At 70.2% G+C, this 19,091-nt stretch carries 22 protein-coding genes and 1 tRNA gene; 10 read left to right on the top strand and 13 right to left on the bottom strand.

Annotated features, from left to right (window positions below; all coding sequences use genetic code 11):
• The first annotated feature begins 110 nt into the window (after window positions 1–110).
• Complete coding sequence (locus BLV96_RS19670; protein WP_086677286.1) at window positions 111–1,049, top strand: CapA family protein; 939 nt, start codon at window positions 111–113, stop codon at window positions 1,047–1,049.
• Between the two features lie 293 nt (window positions 1,050–1,342).
• On the opposite strand, the gene BLV96_RS19665 is transcribed toward BLV96_RS19670, so the two are convergent.
• Together BLV96_RS19665 and BLV96_RS19660 are read right to left on the bottom strand one after the other, a co-directional pair.
• Window positions 1,343–1,786 carry a limonene-1,2-epoxide hydrolase family protein gene (locus BLV96_RS19665; RefSeq protein WP_208608272.1) on the bottom strand — a complete coding sequence of 148 codons (444 nt, stop codon included), beginning with the start codon at window positions 1,784–1,786 and terminating at the stop codon, window positions 1,343–1,345.
• Window positions 1,787–1,802: 16 nt separating this feature from the next.
• Window positions 1,803–2,723, bottom strand: coding sequence for a TauD/TfdA dioxygenase family protein (locus BLV96_RS19660; RefSeq protein ID WP_086677282.1), 921 nt, complete (start codon window positions 2,721–2,723; stop codon window positions 1,803–1,805).
• A 323-nt stretch (window positions 2,724–3,046) separates the two neighbouring features.
• Here BLV96_RS19660 and BLV96_RS19650 point away from each other — a divergent pair, with 323 nt between their 5' ends.
• Both BLV96_RS19650 and BLV96_RS19645 read left to right on the top strand, forming a co-directional pair.
• The gene (locus tag BLV96_RS19650) at window positions 3,047–3,358 is read left to right on the top strand and encodes a hypothetical protein (protein ID WP_244180327.1); all 312 of its coding nucleotides are present in this window, start codon (window positions 3,047–3,049) and stop codon (window positions 3,356–3,358) included.
• Window positions 3,355–3,927, top strand: coding sequence for a hypothetical protein (locus tag BLV96_RS19645; RefSeq protein WP_086677276.1), 573 nt, complete (start codon window positions 3,355–3,357; stop codon window positions 3,925–3,927). Before BLV96_RS19650 ends, BLV96_RS19645 begins: the two co-directional genes overlap by 4 nt.
• Here the strand turns inward: BLV96_RS19645 and BLV96_RS19640 are convergent.
• From BLV96_RS19640 to BLV96_RS19620, 5 genes are all read right to left on the bottom strand, one after another.
• Complete coding sequence (locus BLV96_RS19640; RefSeq protein ID WP_086677274.1) at window positions 3,920–4,687, bottom strand: SDR family oxidoreductase; 768 nt, start codon at window positions 4,685–4,687, stop codon at window positions 3,920–3,922. The genes BLV96_RS19645 and BLV96_RS19640 overlap by 8 nt on opposite strands.
• 120 nt (window positions 4,688–4,807) lie before the next feature.
• Window positions 4,808–4,894, bottom strand: a tRNA-Ser gene (locus tag BLV96_RS19635).
• A 33-nt stretch (window positions 4,895–4,927) separates the two neighbouring features.
• The gene (locus tag BLV96_RS19630) at window positions 4,928–5,137 is read right to left on the bottom strand and encodes a CsbD family protein (RefSeq protein ID WP_244180325.1); all 210 of its coding nucleotides are present in this window, start codon (window positions 5,135–5,137) and stop codon (window positions 4,928–4,930) included.
• 26 nt (window positions 5,138–5,163) lie between these two features.
• Window positions 5,164–5,592: a nucleoside deaminase gene (locus BLV96_RS19625; RefSeq protein ID WP_086677270.1), complete on the bottom strand. Its 429-nt coding sequence runs from the start codon at window positions 5,590–5,592 to the stop codon at window positions 5,164–5,166.
• A 23-nt stretch (window positions 5,593–5,615) separates the two neighbouring features.
• Window positions 5,616–6,098 (bottom strand): tRNA adenosine deaminase-associated protein, encoded by a 483-nt coding sequence (locus BLV96_RS19620; RefSeq protein ID WP_208608271.1) that lies wholly within the window; start codon window positions 6,096–6,098, stop codon window positions 5,616–5,618.
• A gap of 77 nt (window positions 6,099–6,175) precedes the next feature.
• On the opposite strand from BLV96_RS19620, the gene BLV96_RS19615 reads away from it, so the two are divergent.
• On the top strand, window positions 6,176–7,405 hold the full coding sequence (locus BLV96_RS19615; RefSeq protein ID WP_086677266.1) for a M20 metallopeptidase family protein: 1,230 nt from the start codon (window positions 6,176–6,178) through the stop codon (window positions 7,403–7,405).
• Here BLV96_RS19615 and BLV96_RS19610 read toward each other — a convergent pair.
• A complete protein-coding gene (locus BLV96_RS19610; protein WP_086677265.1) occupies window positions 7,402–9,348 on the bottom strand; it encodes a phosphocholine-specific phospholipase C in 1,947 nt (648 codons plus the stop codon). The genes BLV96_RS19615 and BLV96_RS19610 overlap by 4 nt on opposite strands.
• A 73-nt stretch (window positions 9,349–9,421) precedes the next feature.
• Between BLV96_RS19610 and BLV96_RS19605 the strand changes: the two genes are divergently transcribed.
• From BLV96_RS19605 to thrS, 4 genes are all read left to right on the top strand, one after another.
• On the top strand, window positions 9,422–9,736 hold the full coding sequence (locus BLV96_RS19605) for a VOC family protein (protein WP_244180323.1): 315 nt from the start codon (window positions 9,422–9,424) through the stop codon (window positions 9,734–9,736).
• Between the two features lie 87 nt (window positions 9,737–9,823).
• On the top strand, window positions 9,824–10,291 hold the full coding sequence (locus BLV96_RS19600; RefSeq protein WP_086677264.1) for a heme-degrading domain-containing protein: 468 nt from the start codon (window positions 9,824–9,826) through the stop codon (window positions 10,289–10,291).
• A 57-nt stretch (window positions 10,292–10,348) separates the two neighbouring features.
• The gene (locus BLV96_RS19595; RefSeq protein WP_086677263.1) at window positions 10,349–10,972 is read left to right on the top strand and encodes a dihydrofolate reductase family protein; all 624 of its coding nucleotides are present in this window, start codon (window positions 10,349–10,351) and stop codon (window positions 10,970–10,972) included.
• Between the two features lie 125 nt (window positions 10,973–11,097).
• On the top strand, window positions 11,098–12,366 hold the full coding sequence (gene thrS / locus BLV96_RS19590; RefSeq protein ID WP_279627544.1) for a threonine--tRNA ligase: 1,269 nt from the start codon (window positions 11,098–11,100) through the stop codon (window positions 12,364–12,366).
• Here the strand turns inward: thrS and BLV96_RS19585 are convergent.
• From BLV96_RS19585 to BLV96_RS19565, 5 genes are all read right to left on the bottom strand, one after another.
• Window positions 12,296–13,138, bottom strand: a complete 843-nt coding sequence (locus BLV96_RS19585) for a MerR family transcriptional regulator (protein ID WP_086677261.1) — start codon at window positions 13,136–13,138, stop codon at window positions 12,296–12,298. The genes thrS and BLV96_RS19585 overlap by 71 nt on opposite strands.
• A 113-nt stretch (window positions 13,139–13,251) precedes the next feature.
• Window positions 13,252–14,079 (bottom strand): ABC transporter permease, encoded by an 828-nt coding sequence (locus BLV96_RS19580; protein ID WP_086677260.1) that lies wholly within the window; start codon window positions 14,077–14,079, stop codon window positions 13,252–13,254.
• A complete protein-coding gene (locus tag BLV96_RS19575) occupies window positions 14,076–14,969 on the bottom strand; it encodes an ABC transporter permease (protein WP_086677259.1) in 894 nt (297 codons plus the stop codon). Before BLV96_RS19575 ends, BLV96_RS19580 begins: the two co-directional genes overlap by 4 nt.
• Window positions 14,966–16,009 carry an ABC transporter ATP-binding protein gene (locus BLV96_RS19570; protein WP_086677258.1) on the bottom strand — a complete coding sequence of 348 codons (1,044 nt, stop codon included), beginning with the start codon at window positions 16,007–16,009 and terminating at the stop codon, window positions 14,966–14,968. Before BLV96_RS19570 ends, BLV96_RS19575 begins: the two co-directional genes overlap by 4 nt.
• Window positions 16,006–17,232 carry an extracellular solute-binding protein gene (locus tag BLV96_RS19565; protein ID WP_208608270.1) on the bottom strand — a complete coding sequence of 409 codons (1,227 nt, stop codon included), beginning with the start codon at window positions 17,230–17,232 and terminating at the stop codon, window positions 16,006–16,008. The genes BLV96_RS19570 and BLV96_RS19565 overlap by 4 nt, the downstream gene beginning before the upstream one ends.
• A gap of 62 nt (window positions 17,233–17,294) precedes the next feature.
• On the opposite strand from BLV96_RS19565, the gene BLV96_RS19560 reads away from it, so the two are divergent.
• On the top strand, window positions 17,295–17,990 hold the full coding sequence (locus tag BLV96_RS19560; protein ID WP_086677256.1) for a GntR family transcriptional regulator: 696 nt from the start codon (window positions 17,295–17,297) through the stop codon (window positions 17,988–17,990).
• On the top strand, window positions 17,987–18,892 hold the full coding sequence (locus BLV96_RS19555; protein ID WP_086677255.1) for a dihydrodipicolinate synthase family protein: 906 nt from the start codon (window positions 17,987–17,989) through the stop codon (window positions 18,890–18,892). The genes BLV96_RS19560 and BLV96_RS19555 overlap by 4 nt, the downstream gene beginning before the upstream one ends.
• The last annotated feature ends 199 nt before the right edge of the window (window positions 18,893–19,091 follow it).

The raw sequence follows: 19,091 nt of genomic DNA, 5'->3' as shown, positions 1-19,091 counted from the left end.
GCTTGAACAGTCGTGGCATAGTCCCCCGGGCAAGTGAGGAGGAGGAAGACAAAGATGCAACGATTCGTAACAACTACTTTCGTCGTCACTCGTTCGGCAGAGCAGGTTTTGTGATCACGCTTGTACTCGGCGGAGACGTCAACGTTCAGGGGCGCGCGACGCCGTCCGCGGCGTTCGAGCGGCTGGAACCGCTGCTCAAGGGCGCCGACGTCCGGTTCGCGAACCTCGAAGGCCCCCTCGACGCGGCGATGGCCGAAGCGCTGACTTCGGGCGGCATCGACGTCGTCTCGTGCGCCAACGACCTCACCGTGCCGGCGAACCTCCCGGTCCTCGACCACGCCGGGATCGCGCACTGCGGCGCCGGCGCGACCCTCGACGCCGCGCACACCCCCGCCGTGGTCGAACGGTCCGGCGAGAAGGTCGCGTTTCTCGCGTACACGTCACTTCGCCCCTACGGCGCGCACCTGGACTTCCCCGGTGTCGCGCAAGCGTTTGCGACCACGGCGTACCAGCCCGATCCGCGCGTCGCGGAGATCCCGGGGCGGCCGCCGCTGGTGCGCACGACGCCGGTGCCCGAACACCTCGACCGGCTCGTCGCCGACGTCAAGCAGGCCAAAGCGGCCCACGACCACGTCGTCGTCTCGATGCACTGGGGCCTGCCGGGCCCCGAGCTGGCCGAGTACCAGGTCGCCTACGGCCGCGCGGCGATCGACGCGGGCGCCGACCTGGTCGCCGGGCACGGGCCGCACACGATCCAGGCCGTCGAGGTGTACCGCGGCCGACCGATCCTCTACAGCCTCGGCAACCTCGTCTTCGACTGGCCGGCGATGCGCGGCCGCCACGTCGACGGGCTGCTGGCCGGCTGCATGTTCGGCGAAGAACCGCGCCTCGAGCTGATCCCGGTGCGGCGCAACGCCGACAACGAGTGCGTACCGCTCGCCGGGGACGAAGCGGGCAAGGTGCTGCAGTACGTCGCGGACCTTTCTGCTCGGCGCTCGACGACCGTCACCATCAGGGACGGAATCGCGTCGGTAGGCGTTGGTGCGTGACCGGATGCGCGCGGGTTGTGACAGGTTCTGGCGCCGGCGTCACCCATCCGGCGCATCTGCCTTAAATGCTCCCTAAGACCGGGAACAACCCGCGTGAAGCGGCGGTACGGTCTGCGTGAGCCGCCGGAAAAGTGGCACAGACCACTCCCCGAAAGCTCTCGACCAGCACGAACACGCGGGGGAGGGAGAACCATCATGTGGGGGCTGATTGTTCTCAGTTGCGTGTTCGTACTGGTTCTGGGGATAGCCGCGGTCGTGGACCTCCGGGACCACGACCGCGGCGAACACCGGGTTTAGCGCACGGCCTGCTTCGCCTTGTAGCGGCCGAAAAGCGTGCGCGCGCCGGCGAGCGCGACCCGCCCGGCACCCTTCGCGCTCGCGGCCAGGACCGTCGTCCAGTCGAAGTAGTCGCGCCACAGCACGATGCGGCCGGCTTCGACCTCGAACGTGCCGCACACCCAGAACTCCGCTTCCCACGCGCCGCGGCGCAGCACGTCGGTGCGTTCGGTGAGCACGACGTTGCCATCCGCGGCGATGTGGTGGGTCCGCGCCTCGAACCCGGAGCCGAACCGGGCCATGAGCCGCAGCTGTTTCTCGACCGCCGCGACGCCGCGGGCGGGCGGCAACGGCACGTTCTGGTACACGATGTCGCTCGCCGCGAACGTCAGCGCGCGGTCGATGTCGAGGTCTTCGAGGGCCTTGAGGAAACCGGTCACCACTGCCTGGGGTTCGGTCATGCCCCCAGGCTAGGGGTCAGAACGGCCGGTCGCCCGCGATGGCGACGCGCTCCGCGATCCGGACGTGCGGGTGGTAGTCGTTGACCGCGTAGTGCTGGGTCGCGCGGTTGTCCCAGAAGGCCACCGAGTTCGGCCGCCAGCCGAACCGGACCTGGAACTCCGGCGTGTGGGCCTGCAGGAACAGGTACCGCAGCAGCCGGTCGCTCTCGGCGCGGTCCAGTCCGACGATGTGCGTGGTGAACGCCTGGTTGACGAACAGGGTGCGCCGCCCGGTTTCCGGGTGCGTCCGGACCACCGGGTGCTCGACCGGCGGGAACTGCTCCTGCCAGCGCGCGAGGAGCGCGGGGTCGGAGAACCGGTCGAAGCCGGGGAGGTAGTCGTGGACGGCGGTGAGCCCGTCGATGCGGGCACGGACGTCCTCGGGCAGGTTGTCGTACGCGGCGGCCATGTCGGCCCACATCGTGTCGCCGCCGACGGGCGGCACCTCGATCAGCCGCAGCACCGAGCCGAGGGCCGGGTTGGGCCGCCAGGTGACGTCGACGTGCCAGATGTTCTCGTAGCCGGGCATGGCCGCGGTGCGCTCGAAGCGCGTGACGGCGTCGTCGTCGCCCTTCGGGATGAACGGGTTGGTCTCCAGCTCGCCCCAGTTCGCGGCGAACGCGCGCTGCTGCGCCGACGTGATGTCCTGGTCGCGGAAGAAGATCACCTTCCACTCGAGCAGGGCGCGGTTGAGCTCTTCGCGCAGCTCGGCGGTGAGCGGCTCGCGGAGGTCGACGCCGTCGACCTCGGCGCCGATCACCCGGCCGAGCGGGCGGATCCGGAAGAGTTCGTGCGGTTCGCCCTCGATCCGGCGCAGGACGCGCGGGCCTTCGAGGAGACCGTCGGGCGGGGTGACGGCTTCCCGCAGCTGAATCCGGGCAGGCAGGTCTACGGACATGGTTGTGCTCCAAGGGTTTTGGCAGGGTTCGGACGGCGGGCTCGCGTCAGGCAGGGGGCGAGCCCAGGCGGCCGCGGCGCAGCAGGAGCTCCACGGTGCCTTCCCCGACCGACCGCTTGGAGGCGCGGCCGAGCCACCGGACAGGCGTGCTTTCCGAGGTGGCGGGCATGCGCCAATGGTCGCGTTCTTCCCGAGTCGCGGTCAAGACGTCCACTTGGTGGAACACTGTTCAACGCCGCAGGTCACCGCGATGCGGGGCGGCTCGGAGCCATGAGGCAAGATCTTCCACGATCGGGTGAGCGCCCTTGACGACGGAGGTCCCCATGCCGGAAGGCAGAGGCTCGCGGATCGACAGTGACCGGCTGCGCGCGGCCGCCGACCTGCTGGACCAGGCGACGGCCGCCGACGACAAGGCAGCGGGGAGGTTCGCCGAGGCCCGCGTCGACTCGACGCCGTTCGGCATCTCGGCGCAGGCCCGCGAGCTGGCGGCCCGCTGGTCGGCGGCCTTGGCGGCCCGCGAAGCCGACGCGCGCGTCCTCGGCGACGCGACGTCCGACCTGGCCGGCCGCCTGCGCATGACGGCGGAGAGCACCCGCAGCACCGGCTTCCGCGGCCGCATCGCGGTGGCGCCGTGACGTCTCCGGTGTTCGAGCACCCGGCGCTGACGGCGGCGGCATCGTCGCTGGCGTCGCTGCGCGCGGCGGCGGGCCGCATCGGCGCCCCGGACCCGGTCGCGGCCCTGCGCCACCTGGACTGCGCACCACCATCGATCAGCGCATCCGCCGCGACGGTCGACTCGGGGGCGTTGCTGGTGACGTCGGCGTCGGCGGAGTTCCGAGCGGGAGTGGAGCACGCGGAGACGGGCGGCAGCGCGGAGACGTTCGGCATTTGGGCGGACACAGTGGACGGTCAGTACACGGCCGCCGCCCGCGCGGCCGCGGAGACGGCCGCGTTGGGCGCCCGGATCGCGTCGGAATTGGACACGCTGGCGGTTTCGACGGCGGCGCAGGTGTGCGAACTGGCAGCGGCGGCCGCGGCGTCGGTGACGGCGGTCCTGGCGGGCGACCGTTCGGCCGAGGTGGTGAGCACGGTCAGTTCGACGTGCACAGCGGTGGTCCGTGCGATTTCTTTGAAGTTGGCGTCGTTGTCCGCGTTGGCCGCGGAGCTGGAACCCCTGACGGCGCCGGTGGTCGAGCTCAGCTGAACCGTTCGCGGGCCCATTCTTCGAAGGACCGCGCGGGGTGGCCGGTGACCTTGGGGACGTCGAGCGAGACGGGTTCGGGGTTGTCGACGAGCGAGGCCCAATAGGGCAGGGCGCTCTTCGCGAATTCTTCGCCCAGTTGCGTTATCGCTTCTTGCTCGGGTTGCTCTTCCCAGCGGACGGGCTTTCCCATCGCCTGCCCGATGATCTTCACTTGGGTTTCCTGGCTCAGGGCGTCCGGTCCGGTCACGAGGTAGATCTGCTTGGCGTGGTCTTCGGTAAAGGCTTTGATCGCCATGTCGGCGACGTCCTTTTCGTGGACGAGGGATCGTTTGGCTTGGCCGTAGGGAGCCCTGACCTTGCCGGTCTTGGCCTGTTCTATCCAGCCGAGGGTGTTGGTGGCGAGACCGGTGATGCGGAGGAAGGTCCAGTCATCGGTGACTTTCGCGACGGTTTCTTCGACTTCGCTCCAGAACCCACCGTCTTCGGCGGCTGCCGATGAGACGTAGACGATTTTCTTGCCTCTGAAGGGTTTTAGGGCTTTGTCGATTCCTTCGGAGGAGTAGAAAGGCCAGACGAGGTAAACGGCATCCACCCCATCGGCGGCTTCGGCGGGGTCGGTGATGTCGCCCTGGACGACTTCCCCGCTGGGTGCTTTGGCTAGGTCCCTCACGAGGGCTCTGACGTCGACGCCGTGGGCTCGCAGACCGTTGACGACGTGCCGGCCGGTGTTGCCGGTGGCTCCGGTGACGAGGACCTTCATGGTGCGCTCCTTGGTGATCAGCTGGTACCGACCACGCTCACACTTCAAGCCCTCTTCAAGTCAAGCTCCGCGCAACGCAGAACCGCCCGGCGACCTGAGGGTCACCGGGCGGTTCGAGAGCGGTGGCGGTGGGATTTGAACCCACGGACGGGATTAACCGTCACACGATTTCGAGTCGTGCTCCTTCGGCCGCTCGGACACGCCACCGCCGAGAACAATACCCGAGGGCCGCCCCCGACCTCACGAGGGGTCGATACGCCGCCCCGACCGGAGCCTGACCTGCGCTTCCCGCACCGCCCGACCTGCCCGCACGCGGACGTCGTCGACCGCCGCGCGGAACTGGGCCGAGCGCCTCTGGGCTCGGCCCGATGACTCCAGACGGCGGTTGCCGGTCACTTCGCCGGCCTTCTCGCGAGCACTACCCACTGCCTGCTGGATCTTGTGCTTCATCGTCATACCGGAGGAGTACCCAAAAATCAGCGACGCGTAGCGAAGTACGTCTCCAAGACCGCCGCGCACTCCGCCGAAAGCACGCCTCCGTGCACCTCGGGCCGGTGGTTGAGACGGCGGTCACGCACGACGTCCCACAGCGAGCCCACCGCGCCCGTCTTCGGCTCCCACGCCCCGAACACCAGCCGGGCGATGCGGGCCAGCACCAGGGCGCCCGCGCACATCGTGCACGGCTCCAGCGTCACCGCCAGCGTGCAGCCCTCGAGACGCCAGCCGTCGCCGACCACGGACGCCGCCGCGCGCAACGCGAGGATCTCCGCGTGCGCCGTCGGGTCGCCCAGCTCGACGCGCGCGTTGCGCGCCGCCGCCAGGGGCGTGCCGTCCGGGCCGAACACGACCGCGCCGATCGGCACGTCCGCGCCCGGAGCCCGCGCTGCCTCCAGCGCGGCCTCCACGGCCTCGGTGTCGGACAGCCGTCTCAGAGCTCGTCCAAGAGCTTGCCGAACTCACTGGCGAACCCGCACCGCTGCGCGACCATCTGCAGCTGCTCGTCCGGGTAGAGGTCGACCTCGCCGACGATGACCTCCAGCTCCGGCCCGGGCAGCCCGAGATCCGCGAGGATCGCCAGGTCGCCCTCGGGCCAGACGGAGTCGTCCTCCTCGTCCGGGGGATCGACGCGCAGGACGTCGAGGACGTCCGCCGCGATGTCGTAGTCCAGCGCCGCCGCCGCGTCCGAGAGCAGCAACGACGGCCCCCGCGGGCTCGGGCGGACGATGACGAAGAACTCGTCGTCGACCGCCAGCAGCCCGAAGCTCGCGCCGGTGGAACGTAGTTTGCCCAGTTCAGTGATCGCCGCGTCCAGCTCGGTCAGCGCCCCCGGGTCGAGCGCACTGCACCGCCACCGACCGTCTTCCCGGACCACGGCTACCGCGAAGCCCGTGACCGGCTCATCCACCGCCATGCGCACACCGTATTCCGCCGCTCGACCGAACGCACGCACGGTGCGCCCGAAGCGCCGCATGGGGCACTATCGGGACCATGACCGGCCCCACTGACCTGCCCACCCTGCCCGGCACGCCGTTCGCCGGCCTCCTCGACGACGCGCGGGCGCTGCAGGACCGCACGGTCGCGCTCCGGCGCGTCGTCCACCGCCACCCGGAGCAGGGGCTCCACCTGCCGCGCACCCAGGCGGCGATCAAAGAAGCGCTCGCCGACCTGCCGCTGGAGATCACCGAAGGCAAGGCCACGACGTCGCTGACGGCCGTCCTGCGCGGTGGGAAGCCCGGCCCCGCGGTGCTGCTGCGCGGGGACATGGACGCGCTGCCGCTCACCGAGGAGACCGGCCTCGACTTCGCGTCCGAGGACGCCGAGTCGATGCACGCGTGCGGGCACGACACGCACGTCGCGATGCTCGCGTCGGCGGCCCGGCTGCTCGCCGAGCGCAAGGACCAGCTGGCCGGCTCGGTCGTGTTCATGTTCCAGCCGGGCGAGGAGGGCCACCACGGCGCCCGCTTCATGATCCACGAGGGCGTGCTCGACGCCGCCGGGACGCGGGTCGAGCGCGCGTTCGGCGTGCACATCCTGGCCAACGCGCGCAGCGGGCTGCTGCAGGTGCGGCCGGGCCCGCTGATGGCGTCGGCGGACTCGTTCCACGTGCGCGTCACCGGCAAGGGCGGCCACGGCTCGGCGCCGCAGCACACGATCGACCCGGTGCCCGCCGCCGCGGCGATGGTCGGGGCGCTGCACACGATGATCACACGCCGGGTCAGCGTGTTCGACCCCGCCGTGCTCTCGGTGACCCGGATCCAGGCCGGCACGACGACCAACATCATCCCGGAGACCGCCGAGCTCGAGGGCACGATCCGCACGCTGTCCGAGCAGACGCGCGCGCTGGTCCGCGACGAGCTGTACCAGGTGTGCGAGCAGGTCGGCGCGGCGTACGGCTGCCGCGTGGTCGCCGACGTCGAGCCCGGCTACCCCGTGACGGTGAACGACGACCGCGTCGCCGCCGAGGTCCTGCGGCTCGGCGCGGAGGTGCTCGGCTCGGAGAACGTCGAGCTGCTCGCCGACCCGCTGATGGGCGCCGAAGACTTTTCCTATGTCCTGCAACGTGTCCAGGGCGCGTACGCGTTCCTGGGCGCGTGCCCGCCCGGCGTCGACCCGGCCGAAGCGGCGGCGAACCACTCCAACCGCGTGCTCTTCGACGAGGACGCGATGCCGAACGGCGTCGCGATGCTCGCCGCGTTCGCCCTGGACGCCCTGCGTTAAGGCCCCGTCCTCGACGGCCTCCCGTCCTCCAGGTGGCCGGCGAAGCGGCGGCGCCACCCCGGCGTCTCGAAAACGACGTCGTACCAGCCGTTCTTCGCCGGCACCGGGTAGTCGTGCGAGGTTTTCGGTGCGATCGTGACGTCGTTCAGCGTGACCGGCGCCGGCCCGCTGTTGGTCACCGTGACGCGCAGCGCGGGCGCCGACGTGAACGTCACGGAGGCGTCGAGGCCCGCTTTGCCGGAGGCCTCGACGACGAAGCCGTTCGGGCCGTGAACGGCGATGTCGTAAGACTCGGCGTACGGGATTTCGCCGGTCAGCTCGCTGGTCGGGCCGACGTCGAAGCGTTGGGACGCTCCGCCCGCGTGGTAGGCGTACGCGGCCAACTGCAGCGCGTGCGTGCCGTGGTTGGCCAGGTGCAGCCGCAGCGCGCCCGGCCCGGCCGTGACCCAGGCGACCGGCTGGTACGGCAGCGGACGCGCCTTCGCCGTGCCGGGGTCCTGCACCAGCGCCCCCGGCCCCAGCCCGGGCTTCGGCAGCCGGGGCTGCGTCCGGTCGGCTTCGGCGCGCAACGCGTCCGCGTCCGGCAGCAGCGGGATCGTCGTGTCGTGCGTGCGGAAGTCGAAACAGCTGGTCAGGTCGCCGCAGATGGCGCGGCGCCAGGCCGAGATGTTCGGCTCGCGCACCCCGGTCCACGTCTCGAGGAAGCGCAGCACCGACGTGTGGTCGAAGACCTGCGAGTTCACCCAGCCGCCGCGGCTCCACGGCGACACGACGGTCATCGGCACGCGCGGCCCCAGCCCGATCGGCAACGGCGCGCCGGACGCCCCGCCCCTCTCCGGCCGGTTCCCCGGCAGGTACTCGCCGGGGGTCCCGGGTGGCGGCGTCGGCGGGACGACGTGGTCGAAGAAGCCGTCGTTTTCGTCGTAGTTGATGAAGACGACGGTCGATTCCCACAGCGAAGGTTTGTCCCACAACGCTTTCAGCATCCGCTGGATGTAGGCGGCGCCGTCGACCGGGCGGGCGGCGGGGTGCTCGCAGTAGCCGTAGGGCGCCACGACCCACGACACCGCGGGCAGCGCCCCGGCGGCGCAGTCCGACAGGAACTCGGCCAGCACGTGGTCGAGCTCCTTGCCCTTTCCCGAGTCCGGCAGCAGCTTAGTGCGCAGGTTCGCGCGCTCGGCCAGCCGCTGCTTCACGGGGTCCATCGAGTACAGCGCGTCGTGGAAGTTCTGGAACAGCCACAGCGGGTTGTCGCCGTAGTCGCCGACGAAGTGCTCGGGGACGCCGCGCTCCTCGTCGTTCGCGTAGATCCGCCACGTGATCCCGGCGGACTCGAGCCGCTCGGGGTAGGTCGTCCAGCGGAACGACGGCTCGTAGTCCGGGAAGTTGTGCGTGACCGGGCCGCCCGCGACGCCGTCGGGGTCGATCGTGCCGGTCCAGTGGAACAGCCGGTTCGGCTGCGTCGGGCCCTGGATCGAGCAGAAGTAGTGGTCGCACAGGGTGAACGCGCTCGCCAGCGCGCGCTGGAACGGGATGTCGTCGCGCGTGAAGTACCCCATCGTCATGGGGCTCTTCGCGGCGACCCAGGCGTCGTACGCGCCGCCGTTCCATGCGCGGTGCGTGCTGTTCCAGTCGTGCGGCAGCTCGCCGAGGTCCTGGCCGTCCACAACGGACGTGTCCACCCGGAACGGCAGCACCGGCGCGCCCTTGCCGCGCTGGCGGAAGACGTCCCGCAGCGCCGCGCGGTCGCCGAAGCCGCGTACGCCGGCCATGGTGCCGTAGTAGTGGTCGAACGACCGGTTCTCCTGCATGAGCACCACGACGTGGCGGACGTCTTCGATCGTCCCTTTCCGCGGCGGGGCGGCGCACGAGGCCGTCAGCGAGCCGGCGACGGTGGCCGCGGCCGCGCCGCCGAGCACCGTGCGCCGCCGGATGCGGCCCATGCCTGCCTCCTCGCACGAGGTTTGCCCACGTCGGCGAACCAGGTAGCTTCGCCGCCGAGAGAGAGGTGGAGCCATGCTCGACTCAGCGGAACTGGTCGCCTTCGCACCGTCGACCGACCTGGACCGTTCACGTGCCTTCTACACGGATGTCGCCGGGCTCGAGTTCATCGAGCAGACCCCCTTCGCGTGCGTCTTCCGCAGTGGCGCGACCACGCTTCGCGTCACCGCCGTGGCCGAGTTCACGCCCCAGCCGTTCACGGTGCTCGGCTGGGCGGTCGCCGACATCCGCGTCGCGGTGGCCGGCCTGCGCGACCGGGGCGTGGAGTTCCTCACGTTCGACACGCTGCCACAGGACACCGACAAATCTGGACCACGCCCGGCGGGCTGATCGCCTGGTTCCGCGATCCGGACGGCAACGTGCTGTCCCTGACCGAGTTCACTGGCAATTAAACAACAGTGTTGATTTAATGGATGGATGACCGAAGCCGATCTCCTCACCCAGCTCGCTGACCAGGAAGAACGTCTCCAGTTCACGAAGTTCGACAACGAGACGGCGCTGGCCCTCGGCGCCCAGCTGCTGGCCGCGGCGCGCGAGCGCGGGCTGCCGGTGACGATCTCGGTCCGCCGGGGCGGCCAGCGCCTCTTCCACGCGGCCCTGCCCGGCACGTCGGCCGACAACGACGCGTGGATCGACCGCAAGAGCCGGGTCGTCGACCGCTACGGCCACAGCTCGTTCCACGTGGGAACCCAGTTCCGGGCGAAGGGCGGCTCGTTCGAGGCGGACTCGCGCCTGGACCCGGACGAGTACGCGGCCCACGGCGGCGTGTTCCCGGTGCTCGTCCGCGGCGTCGGTCCGGTCGGGACGGTGGGCGTGTCCGGCCTCCCGCAGGCCGACGACCACGCGTTCGTCGTCGAGCAGCTGGAGCTGTTCCTGGCGTCCTGATGTCGATCCGGCGCCTCCCCGCGTGACGTACTGGTACAAGGCATCCGAGGAGGCACCATGAGCAAGCTGATCGCCACGACGTTCCTGAGCCTGGACGGCGTCTACCAGGGCCCGGGCGGCGTCGACGAGGACACGTCCGGCGGGTTCGACGTCGGCGGCTGGGTGACGCCGTTCTACGAGGAGAGCATGGCGGCCCTCGCCGAGGAGTGGATCGCCCGGGCGGGCGCGTTCCTGCTCGGCCGCCGGACGCACGACATCTTCGCCGCGCACTGGCCGAAGGTCACCGACCCCGCCGATCCGCTGGCCTCGCGGCTCAACGGCCTGCCCAAGCACGTGGTTTCGCGAACTCTCCAGAGCTCTCCGTGGTCGGGGACGTCGATCGTGGACGGCGACGTCGTCGAGTTCGCCCGTGATCTGAAGTCCCGGCCGGGTGACGAAATCCAGGTCCACGGCAGTGGGGAGCTGCTCCAGACGTTGATCGCGCACGACCTCGTCGACGAGTACCGGCTCTGGCTGTACCCGGTCGTGCTGGGCAAGGGACGGCGGCTGTTCCCGGACGGAGTGGTGCCGAAGAAGTTCGAGCACGTCGAAAGCCGGCACACCGCCGCGGGCGTCACCGTGCTCGTGCTGCGCCCCGCCGGCAAGCCGGACTTCGACACCTTCCGGCTCGTGCCGGAATAACGGCTGGACGATCCTGCTAACGTCGAATTCATGCAGCGCGTAGCGAACACGACGACGCCGGAAAGTGTCCCGGCGCGCTGATCCATGCTCACGAAAGCCCGGGGCGGTCGCCCCGGGCTTTCGTCTTGTGGTCCTCCGCCTCGCCGTCCACGAGGGAGTCCACGATGCACGACCACCGCAAGCTCGGCCGCGAACTCGGCCTGTTCGGCACCGACCCGCTCATCGGTGCCGGCCTGCCGTACTGGCTGCCCGACGGCGCCGCCGTCCGGCACAGCCTCGAGCAGTACGTCCACGACCTCGAACGCCGCGCCGGCTACCGGCACGTCCATTCACCGGTGCTCGGGAAACGGGAACTCTACGAAGTTTCCGGGCACTGGGCGCACTACCGCGACGACATGTACCCGCCGATGGACGTCGGCGGCGAGCAGCTCGTGCTGCGGCCGAGCCTCTGCCCGCACCACGCGCTGATCTACCGGTCCCGCGGCCGCAGCTATCGCGAATTGCCGCTGCGGATCGCCGAGCTCGGCGGCATGTTCCGCAGTGAACTCTCCGGCGCGCTCGGCGGCCTGAACCGGGTACGCGCGATCCAGCTCAACGACGCCCACGTCTTCTGCACCCTCGACCAGGTCGAAGCCGAGGCCGCCGCCGCGCTGGCGCTGATCCGCCAGGCCTACGACGCTCTCGGCATCCGCCCCGCGCGTTACCGTCTTTCCCTGCCCGGCCCCGGTGGGAAGTACGTGCCCGGGAACTGGGACGCCGCCGTGGCCATCCTGCGGTCGGTCCTCGACGGCCTCCCTTACGACGCCGTCGAGGGCGAAGCCGCCTTCTACGGCCCCAAGATCGACGTCCAGATCGCCGACAGCGCGGGCCGCGAATCGACCCTGTCCACCGTCCAGGTCGACTTCCACCAGCCCGAGCAGTTCGGCCTCGAGTACGTCGGCGCGGACGCCGCCAAGCACCGGCCGGTCATGGTCCACCGCAGCATCATCGGCAGCGTCGAACGCGCGGTGGCGCAACTCGTCGAGGTCCACGGCGGCGCGTTCCCGGCCTGGCTGGCGCCGGTGCAGCTGCGGTTGCTGCCGTTGTCCGCCGCGGAGCTGCCGTACGCGCAGTCGCTTGTGGACAGTTGCGACGACCTGCGGGTCGAGATCGCGTCCGAGGGCAGCCTCGGCGCGCGGATCCGGGACGGTCGGCTCGTGCCGTTCCAGGCCGTCATCGGCCCGCAGGAGGTCGCCGCCAGGCAGCTTTCCGTCCGGTTGCGCGACGGAAGCCGAGTGGACGCCCGACCGGTGGAGGACGCGCTGGCATCGGTCCTGGAGGCGGTCAGGCCGCCATGGCCTCGGCCAGCCAGTCGAAAGCGGGACCCAGGCTTTCCGGTGCCGCCCAGCCGTTGATCACCCCCAATAGCTCCATATAGCGCTCGCGGCGCGGATCGTTGACGACGCCGAGCCACTTCCAGAGCTCGCCGGGATCGCGCCCCAACCCGTCGACGATCGCCTTCGCCGCCGGGGACTTCGGCACGATCCCGGCCGCGACGGCCGGGGTGACGGCGTCCCGCACCTCGGCCGCCAGGTCACGACGCAACCCGCCTTCGTGACCGTCCGCGAGCCGGCGCAGGTTCGCGCGGAACTCCGTGTCCCGCATCAGCGCGGCCAGCTCGAGCCACGCCTCGGCTTGTTCGGGGCTGGGGTCCTCGGGCAGGTCCGGGGTCAGAGTCTGGGCGATCCCCGCCAGCTCGGGACGATCACCCAACGCATCGGCGAGGAAGTCGCCGATCAGGCAGCGCCGCTCCACTTCGGACAGCAGGGCCCGCTGGTGCGGGAGACCCCCTTCTCCGGGGCACGAGCCACGGTCCGCCACCGCGTTCAGCACTTCCCTTCGCCGGCGCAGCACGCCGATCTGCACCTCCACCGCCGCGGCGTGCTCCGCCGCCACCTCCGCGACGGTGGTCTCCCCGTCGATCACCCGCCGGATCGTGGCGAGGTCGACATCGAGGTCGCGGAGGATCCGGATGACGTCGAGCCGGGCCAGCGCGGCGTCGTCGTAACGGCGCTGGCCCGCGGTGTTGCGCCCGGACGGCGGCACGAGGCCGCGATCCGAGTAGAACCGGACAGCTTTCACCGTCAGCCCGGTCTGGTGGGCGAGTTCGCCGATCGAATACCGCATGCCGCAAGAGTGGCAGCTCCCCTCGGGGGAGGCGCAAGACCTGCGAGTTCGCTCGATCGTGTCGATCAGGTGTTCGACTTTTCGCGGTAGAGTCGAACGCATGAGCGAACGGGCTAGGCCTCCTCCCGGATCCGCGTGACGAGCTGGGTCGGGTTCACGAACCGCAACGCAACGAGGAGGAGCACGAGCATGGAGGCGGTGTAGATGGTCGCCATGGCGTCGACCGACTGGTTGGCGCGGATGCCCGCGGCGAACACGGAGTTGTAGAGCGCCACGACGAGGGTCGTCGAGTCCGGGCCGGCGGTGAGGAACGTCAGCTCGAACATGCCGACCGTCCGGACCAGCACGAGGATCGAGGCGGCCAGGATCCCCGGTAGCAGCAGCGGGCCCAGGATCCGGGTGAACACCGAGACCGTGCGCGCGCCGGACATGCGCGCGGCGGCTTCGATCTTCGGGTCGATCTGCTCGATGAACGGCGTCATGGTCAGCACGACGAACGGCACCGACGGCACGAGGTTGGCCAGGATGACGCCGGTGATCGTGCCGGCCAGGTGGAACTTGTAGAGCACGGTGGCCAGCGGGATGCCGTAGGTGATGGGAGGGATCAGGATCGGCAGCACGAACAGCAGCATCACCAGGCGCTTGCCGGGGAACGTGCGGCGGGCCAGCGCGTAGGCGGCCGGGACGCCGACCGCCACCGACACGGCGATCACGACCAGGGCGACGATCGCCGTGGTGAGGAGGACGTCGGAAAGGCCGAACTCGCGCCAGGCGTCGGCGTACCAGTGGGTGGTGAAGCCGTCCGGCAGCCACGTGCCGAACCACTGCACACCGAAGGAGTCGACGACCACCGAGAGCACGACGCCGGCGAGGTTGACGAAGAAGAACGCGACGACGGTCCAGACGACCCAACGTCCGGGACGCGCGACCCAGCCGGTCATCCCTTGCCTCCGGTCGCTCCGCGGTACAGCGTGCCGCGCCACGCCATGACCAGGCCGATCACGATCAGCATGACCACCGCCATGAGCATCGCGACGGCCGAGCCCATCGAGTAGTCGTACTCCTCGAACGCGGCGTGGTAGGCCGCGATCGAGATGACGCGGGTCTCGTTCGCGGGGTCGCCGACGAGTTGCGCGCTCGGGAAGACCGAGAACGCCATGACGAACGAAAGGCAGAAGGTGATCGCCAAGCCGGGAGCCAGCAGGGGCAGCGTGATCCGGTGGAAGCGCTGGACCCAGTTCGCGCCGAGCGTCGCGGCCGCCTTCTCCAGGGAGGGGTCGATGCCCGAGAGGTAGGACAACGTCAGCAGGAAGGAGAACGGGAAACCGGTGATCACCAGGGAGAGCAGCACGCCGGTGTAGTTGTGGATCAGCGGGAGCGGCTGGTCGGTGACGCCGAGGACGGTGAGCACCTTGTTCAGCCAGCCCGCCGGGCCGCCGTACATGATCAGGCCTTGCGCGGTGAGCACCGTGCCGAGCGTGATCGGCACGACGAGGATCGTGGTCAGGAGGCGCTTGCCGCGGACGCGGCCGCGCATCACGTACGCGATCGGGATGCTGGCGAGCACGTTGATGAACGTCGCGGGCAGTGCGATGCCGAGCGTCGTCCAGATGGTGTCGCGCAGGTAGGGATCGCCGAAGAAGCGCGCGTAGTTGGCGAAGACGCCGCCCCGGCGCGGGGCGAACGACAACTGGAGGCCGTACAGGAAGGGGTACAGGAACAGGCAGGCGGTGACCAGCAGGCCGGGCACCAGGAGGAACAGGGTGCGGTCGATGCCGCGTTCGGCCAGGCGGTGGCGCAGTGCCGGGCGGGCACTCGCGACGGCCGTCACGGCTCGAACACCAGGACGCGCTCGGCCGGGACGCCGATCCGCGTCGTGTCGCCGGGGGCGAGGCGCTTGTCGGTCCGGAAGTACACCGGCGTCCCGTTCTCGAGCCGGGCCGAGACCGACAGCTCGCGGCCGTGGTACTCGACGATCTCGACCGTGACGTCGAGGGCGTTCTCGGTGCCGTCGCCGACGACGAAGTCCTCCGGGCGGATCGCCACCTTGGCCGGGCCTTGGGCGAGCGAGCCGCGGCCCGTGAGGCGGACTCCCGCGCCCTCCACGGTCACCGAGGTGCCGGCGGCTCCGGTGACCGTCACGTCCAGGAGATTGCGATAACCCATGAAGGAGGCGACATAACTGTTGACCGGCTGGGCGTAGACCTCTTCCGGAGTACCGATCTGCTGGACCGCGCCGTCGCGGAGCACCACCAGGCGGTCGGCCAGTGACAGGGCCTCCTCCTGGTCGTGGGTGACGTACACCGTGGTCAAGCCGAGCGTCTGGTGAAGGCGGCGGATCTCCATCCGCATCTCGAGGCGGAGCTTGGCGTCCAGGTTGGACAGTGGCTCGTCCATCAGGACCACCGGTGGCTCGAGCACCACGGCCCGAGCGATGGCGACACGTTGCTGCTGCCCGCCGGACAGCTGCGCGGGGAACTTCGCCGCGTGGTCGGTGAGCTGGACCAGGCGCAACGCCTCGTCGACGCGTCGGCGGGCGTCGGCGCGGGCGACCTTGCGCATCTTGAGGCCGAAGCCGACGTTGGCGCGGACCGACATGTGCGGGAACAGCGCGTAGTTCTGGAAGACCATCCCGAACCCGCGCTGCTCCGGGGGCTGCCCGTCGATGCGGGTGTCGTCGAGCCAGATGCTGCCGCCCGTCAGGGGCAGCAGGCCGGCGAGGCAGTTCAGCGCGGTCGACTTGCCGCAGCCGGACGGGCCCAGCAGGGCCACGAACTCGCCGCGCGCGATGGCGAGGTCGAGGCCGCTCAGGGCGTTCGCGGTGCCGAAGCTGCGCGAGACGCCGTCCAGCCGCAGCTGCCCGAACGTCACTTCTTGCCGACCTTCGAGCCGCCGACCAGCTGGTTCCACTTGTCGAACGCCTTGACCTGCTGCTCGGCCGGCAGCGAGGTCTCCTTGGGGTACTGCGCGATCCACTGCTCGTACTCCGGGCGCCCGAACTGCTTGATCGTGTCCTGGCTCTTCTGCGGCGCCATCTGCAGGGTGACGTCCTTGACCGCCGGTCCGGGATAGAAGTAGCCGTCGTCGTAGGCGATCGCCTGCTGGTCCGGCTTCAGCATCCACGCGATCAGCTGCAGGATCGCCGACTCCTGGTCGGGCGAGAGACCCTTCGGGATCAGGGCGTACTGGGCGTCGGTGACCCAGTGCATCGGCTGCATGATCGCGGTCTTGACCGTGTTGGGCACCGTGCCGAGCTTGCGCGGGTTGATGTCCCAGCCGGTCGTCGACGTGATCATGTCCACCGAACCGGACGCGAGGTTCTTCATGGTCTCGGTGGTGCCGGACGGGTAGTACTTCACGTACTTGCCCAGCTCCTGCAGGAACGCCCAGGTCTTGTCCCAGCCCTTGTCCGGGTCCTTCGGGTCCTTGTCGCCGAGCAGGTACGGCAGGCCCATCAGGAACGTGCGGCCCGGGCCGGAGTTCGAGGGCTGGGCGTACTGGAACTTCTCCGGGTGCGCCTTGGCCCAGTCGAGCAGTTCCTGCGGCGATGCTGGTGCCTGAGCGACCGCGGATGGGTTGAACTCCAGCAGCGGACCGGACGGGTAGTAGACGACCTCGACGCCGTAGCCGTTGGCGAGTTCCTGCATCTTGGCCGCGGGCTCGAGGTAGTTCTGCATGAGGTTCGGGAACCGGCCGGCGAAGTCCGGGAGCACCTTCGCCAGGGTGCCGTTCGCGATGCCGGCGGACAGGCCGTCCGTGCCGCTGAGGACGAGGTGTGTCTGGGCGACGCCGCCGTCCTGCTCGGCCTTCAGCTTGCCCGCCATGCTCGGGGCGGGCGCCGTCGAGTACGTGACCTTCGAGAGCACTTCCGGGTGTGCGGCCTTGAAGTTCTCGATCATCTGCTTGGTGAGCTGCAGGTTGCCGGCGACGTCGAGGATGTTCAGGTCGACGGGCTTGCTCGGCTTGTCCGGCACGGCCGAGGGATTCGCCGCCTGGCCGCCGTCGCCGCCGGGCGCGCCACAGGCCGCCAGTCCGGCGGCGAGGCTCGCCGCCAGCAGCACTCGTCGGAATCGGAAGCCGGTGCGACGCTGCATGGCTGCTCCCTGGGTCCGTGATAATATTGTATGTCGCATCGTATATCAGATCGGACATGCCAGTGGCGAGCACTTCTTCGGCCAGGAGGCCGCCGCCGCCCGTCTCGCGCACTGATTTCGTGCGCGACGCGATCAAAGAAGCGATCTTGAGCGGGGAGTTCGGGCCGGGCGAAACGCTCGTCGAGGCCGAGGTCGGCGCCCTGCTGGGGGTGTCGAAGACGCCGGTGCGCGAAGCACTGCGGATCCTCGCCGGTTCCGGTTTGGTCACGATGAGCACTTACAAGGGGGCCTCGGTCCGGGTCATGGACGCCGAGAGCGCGCACGCGGTGTACGACCTGCGCGCGCTCCTCGAGCCCGAGGCCGTCCGACGCGCTGTCGAGCACGGTGCGGACTTCGGCGACGCGCGGCAGGTGCTGGCCGGCGTCGAGACCGGCGCGGACGCCGCCGACCGCGCGAAGGCCAGTCTGACCAACCGGCTTTTCCACCGCGCGCTCTACGCCGGGTGCGGGAACCCGCTGCTGGTCGAGGTCCTCGACGGCCTGCGCGACCAGGCCGCGCTGATCACCGTCACCGGCTGGGGCATCAGCCCGACGTGGCAGGGCGAGGCGGCCGAGCACCGGGCGATCCTGGCCGCCGCCGAGAGCGGGAACGCCCGGCAGGCCGAACACCTGCTGCGGCGGCACATCACGGATTTCCTCGACCGGGTCGCGTGCGGCCTCCCGGGTGAGCACAGCACCGAGACGAAGGGAACCCGATGACGTTCGAGCAGCAGAGGCGGCGGCTTTCCGGGGTCGTGGCCATCCCGGTCACGCCGTTCGACGCCGAGGGCGCCGTCGACGGGCCGACGTACGCGAAACTCGTCGACCGGCTGGTCACCGGCGGCATCGAGGTCGTGACGCCGAACGGGAACACCGGCGAGTTCTACGCGCTCGACGCGGCGGAAGCCCGGCAGTGCCTGGAGGTCACCGTCGAAGCCGTGGCCGGCCGGGCCAGCGTGCTCGCCGGGATCGGCCACGACGTCACCTCGGCGACGCGGGCCGCCGCGCACGCGCGGGAGGCCGGCGCCGACATGATCATGATCCACCAGCCCGTTCACCCCTACATCTCCGGCGACGGCTGGGTCGACTACCACGCCGCGATCGCGGCGGCGGTACCCGAACTCGGGGTGGTGCTCTACGTCCGCAACCCGGCGATCGGCGGCGAACAACTGCGGGCGTTGGGCGAGGCGGCGCCGAACGTCCTCGGCGTGAAGTACGCGGTGCCGGACCCCGTGCGCTTCGGCTCGGTCGCGCGCGACGCCGGCTTCGAGCGGTTCGTGTGGATCGCCGGCCTGGCCGAACTCTCGGCGCCGGGCTACTTCGCCGTCGGCGCGACCGGGTTCACGTCGGGCCTGGTGAACGTCGACCCGGCGATCTCGCTGGAGATGTTCCACGCACTGTCCACAGGGGACTATCCAGCGGCGATGACGGTCTGGGAGCGAATCCGGCCGTTCGAGGAGCTGCGCGCCGCGAACGGGAACGCGAACAACGTCAGCGTGGTCAAGGACGCGCTCGGCCAGCTCGGCCTGTGCCGCCCGGACGTCCGGCCGCCGAGCCGGCTGCTGACGGCGTCCGAGCGCGAACAGCTCTTCGGGCTGCTCTCTTCATGGGGTCTTTCCTAGAAGCGGTTCGCCGGCGAGCCGAAGCGCGGTGACGCCGGACCTCGGCTCGCCGACGAACCACCTGACGACAGGAGCCGGGCGCGAAACTCGTTGCGGCAGCCCTGGTGGGCGCCCCGGGCGTCGCTCTGCGCGACTGCGGGCGGCTGCTCGCCGGCCAATCGGCCGGCATGGCTGCGAGACCAACGGGTTTCGGAAGCCG

Source organism: Amycolatopsis pretoriensis (assembly GCF_900107925.1).
In the GTDB taxonomy this organism is placed as follows: Bacteria; Actinomycetota; Actinomycetes; order Mycobacteriales; family Pseudonocardiaceae; genus Amycolatopsis; species Amycolatopsis pretoriensis.
The sequence above is the reverse complement of the archived record's forward strand: the minus strand, read 5'-3'. Positions and strand labels throughout refer to the sequence as shown.

Excerpts from the sequence above, each read along its gene's own strand:
- BLV96_RS19665 (WP_208608272.1), bottom strand. The coding sequence starts at position 1,786 with ATGACCGAACCCCAGGCAGTGGTGACCGGTTTCCTCAAGGCCCTCGAA.
- BLV96_RS19660 (WP_086677282.1), bottom strand. The coding sequence starts at position 2,723 with ATGTCCGTAGACCTGCCTGCCCGGATTCAGCTGCGGGAAGCCGTCACC.
- BLV96_RS19650 (WP_244180327.1), top strand. The coding sequence starts at position 3,047 with ATGCCGGAAGGCAGAGGCTCGCGGATCGACAGTGACCGGCTGCGCGCG.
- BLV96_RS19640 (WP_086677274.1), bottom strand. The coding sequence starts at position 4,687 with ATGAAGGTCCTCGTCACCGGAGCCACCGGCAACACCGGCCGGCACGTC.
- BLV96_RS19630 (WP_244180325.1), bottom strand. The coding sequence starts at position 5,137 with ATGAAGCACAAGATCCAGCAGGCAGTGGGTAGTGCTCGCGAGAAGGCC.
- BLV96_RS19620 (WP_208608271.1), bottom strand. The coding sequence starts at position 6,098 with ATGGCGGTGGATGAGCCGGTCACGGGCTTCGCGGTAGCCGTGGTCCGG.
- BLV96_RS19615 (WP_086677266.1), top strand. The coding sequence starts at position 6,176 with ATGACCGGCCCCACTGACCTGCCCACCCTGCCCGGCACGCCGTTCGCC.
- BLV96_RS19610 (WP_086677265.1), bottom strand. The coding sequence starts at position 9,348 with ATGGGCCGCATCCGGCGGCGCACGGTGCTCGGCGGCGCGGCCGCGGCC.
- BLV96_RS19605 (WP_244180323.1), top strand. The coding sequence starts at position 9,422 with ATGCTCGACTCAGCGGAACTGGTCGCCTTCGCACCGTCGACCGACCTG.
- BLV96_RS19600 (WP_086677264.1), top strand. The coding sequence starts at position 9,824 with ATGACCGAAGCCGATCTCCTCACCCAGCTCGCTGACCAGGAAGAACGT.
- BLV96_RS19595 (WP_086677263.1), top strand. The coding sequence starts at position 10,349 with ATGAGCAAGCTGATCGCCACGACGTTCCTGAGCCTGGACGGCGTCTAC.
- BLV96_RS19585 (WP_086677261.1), bottom strand. The coding sequence starts at position 13,138 with ATGCGGTATTCGATCGGCGAACTCGCCCACCAGACCGGGCTGACGGTG.
- BLV96_RS19580 (WP_086677260.1), bottom strand. The coding sequence starts at position 14,079 with ATGACCGGCTGGGTCGCGCGTCCCGGACGTTGGGTCGTCTGGACCGTC.
- BLV96_RS19565 (WP_208608270.1), bottom strand. The coding sequence starts at position 17,232 with ATGCAGCGTCGCACCGGCTTCCGATTCCGACGAGTGCTGCTGGCGGCG.
- BLV96_RS19555 (WP_086677255.1), top strand. The coding sequence starts at position 17,987 with ATGACGTTCGAGCAGCAGAGGCGGCGGCTTTCCGGGGTCGTGGCCATC.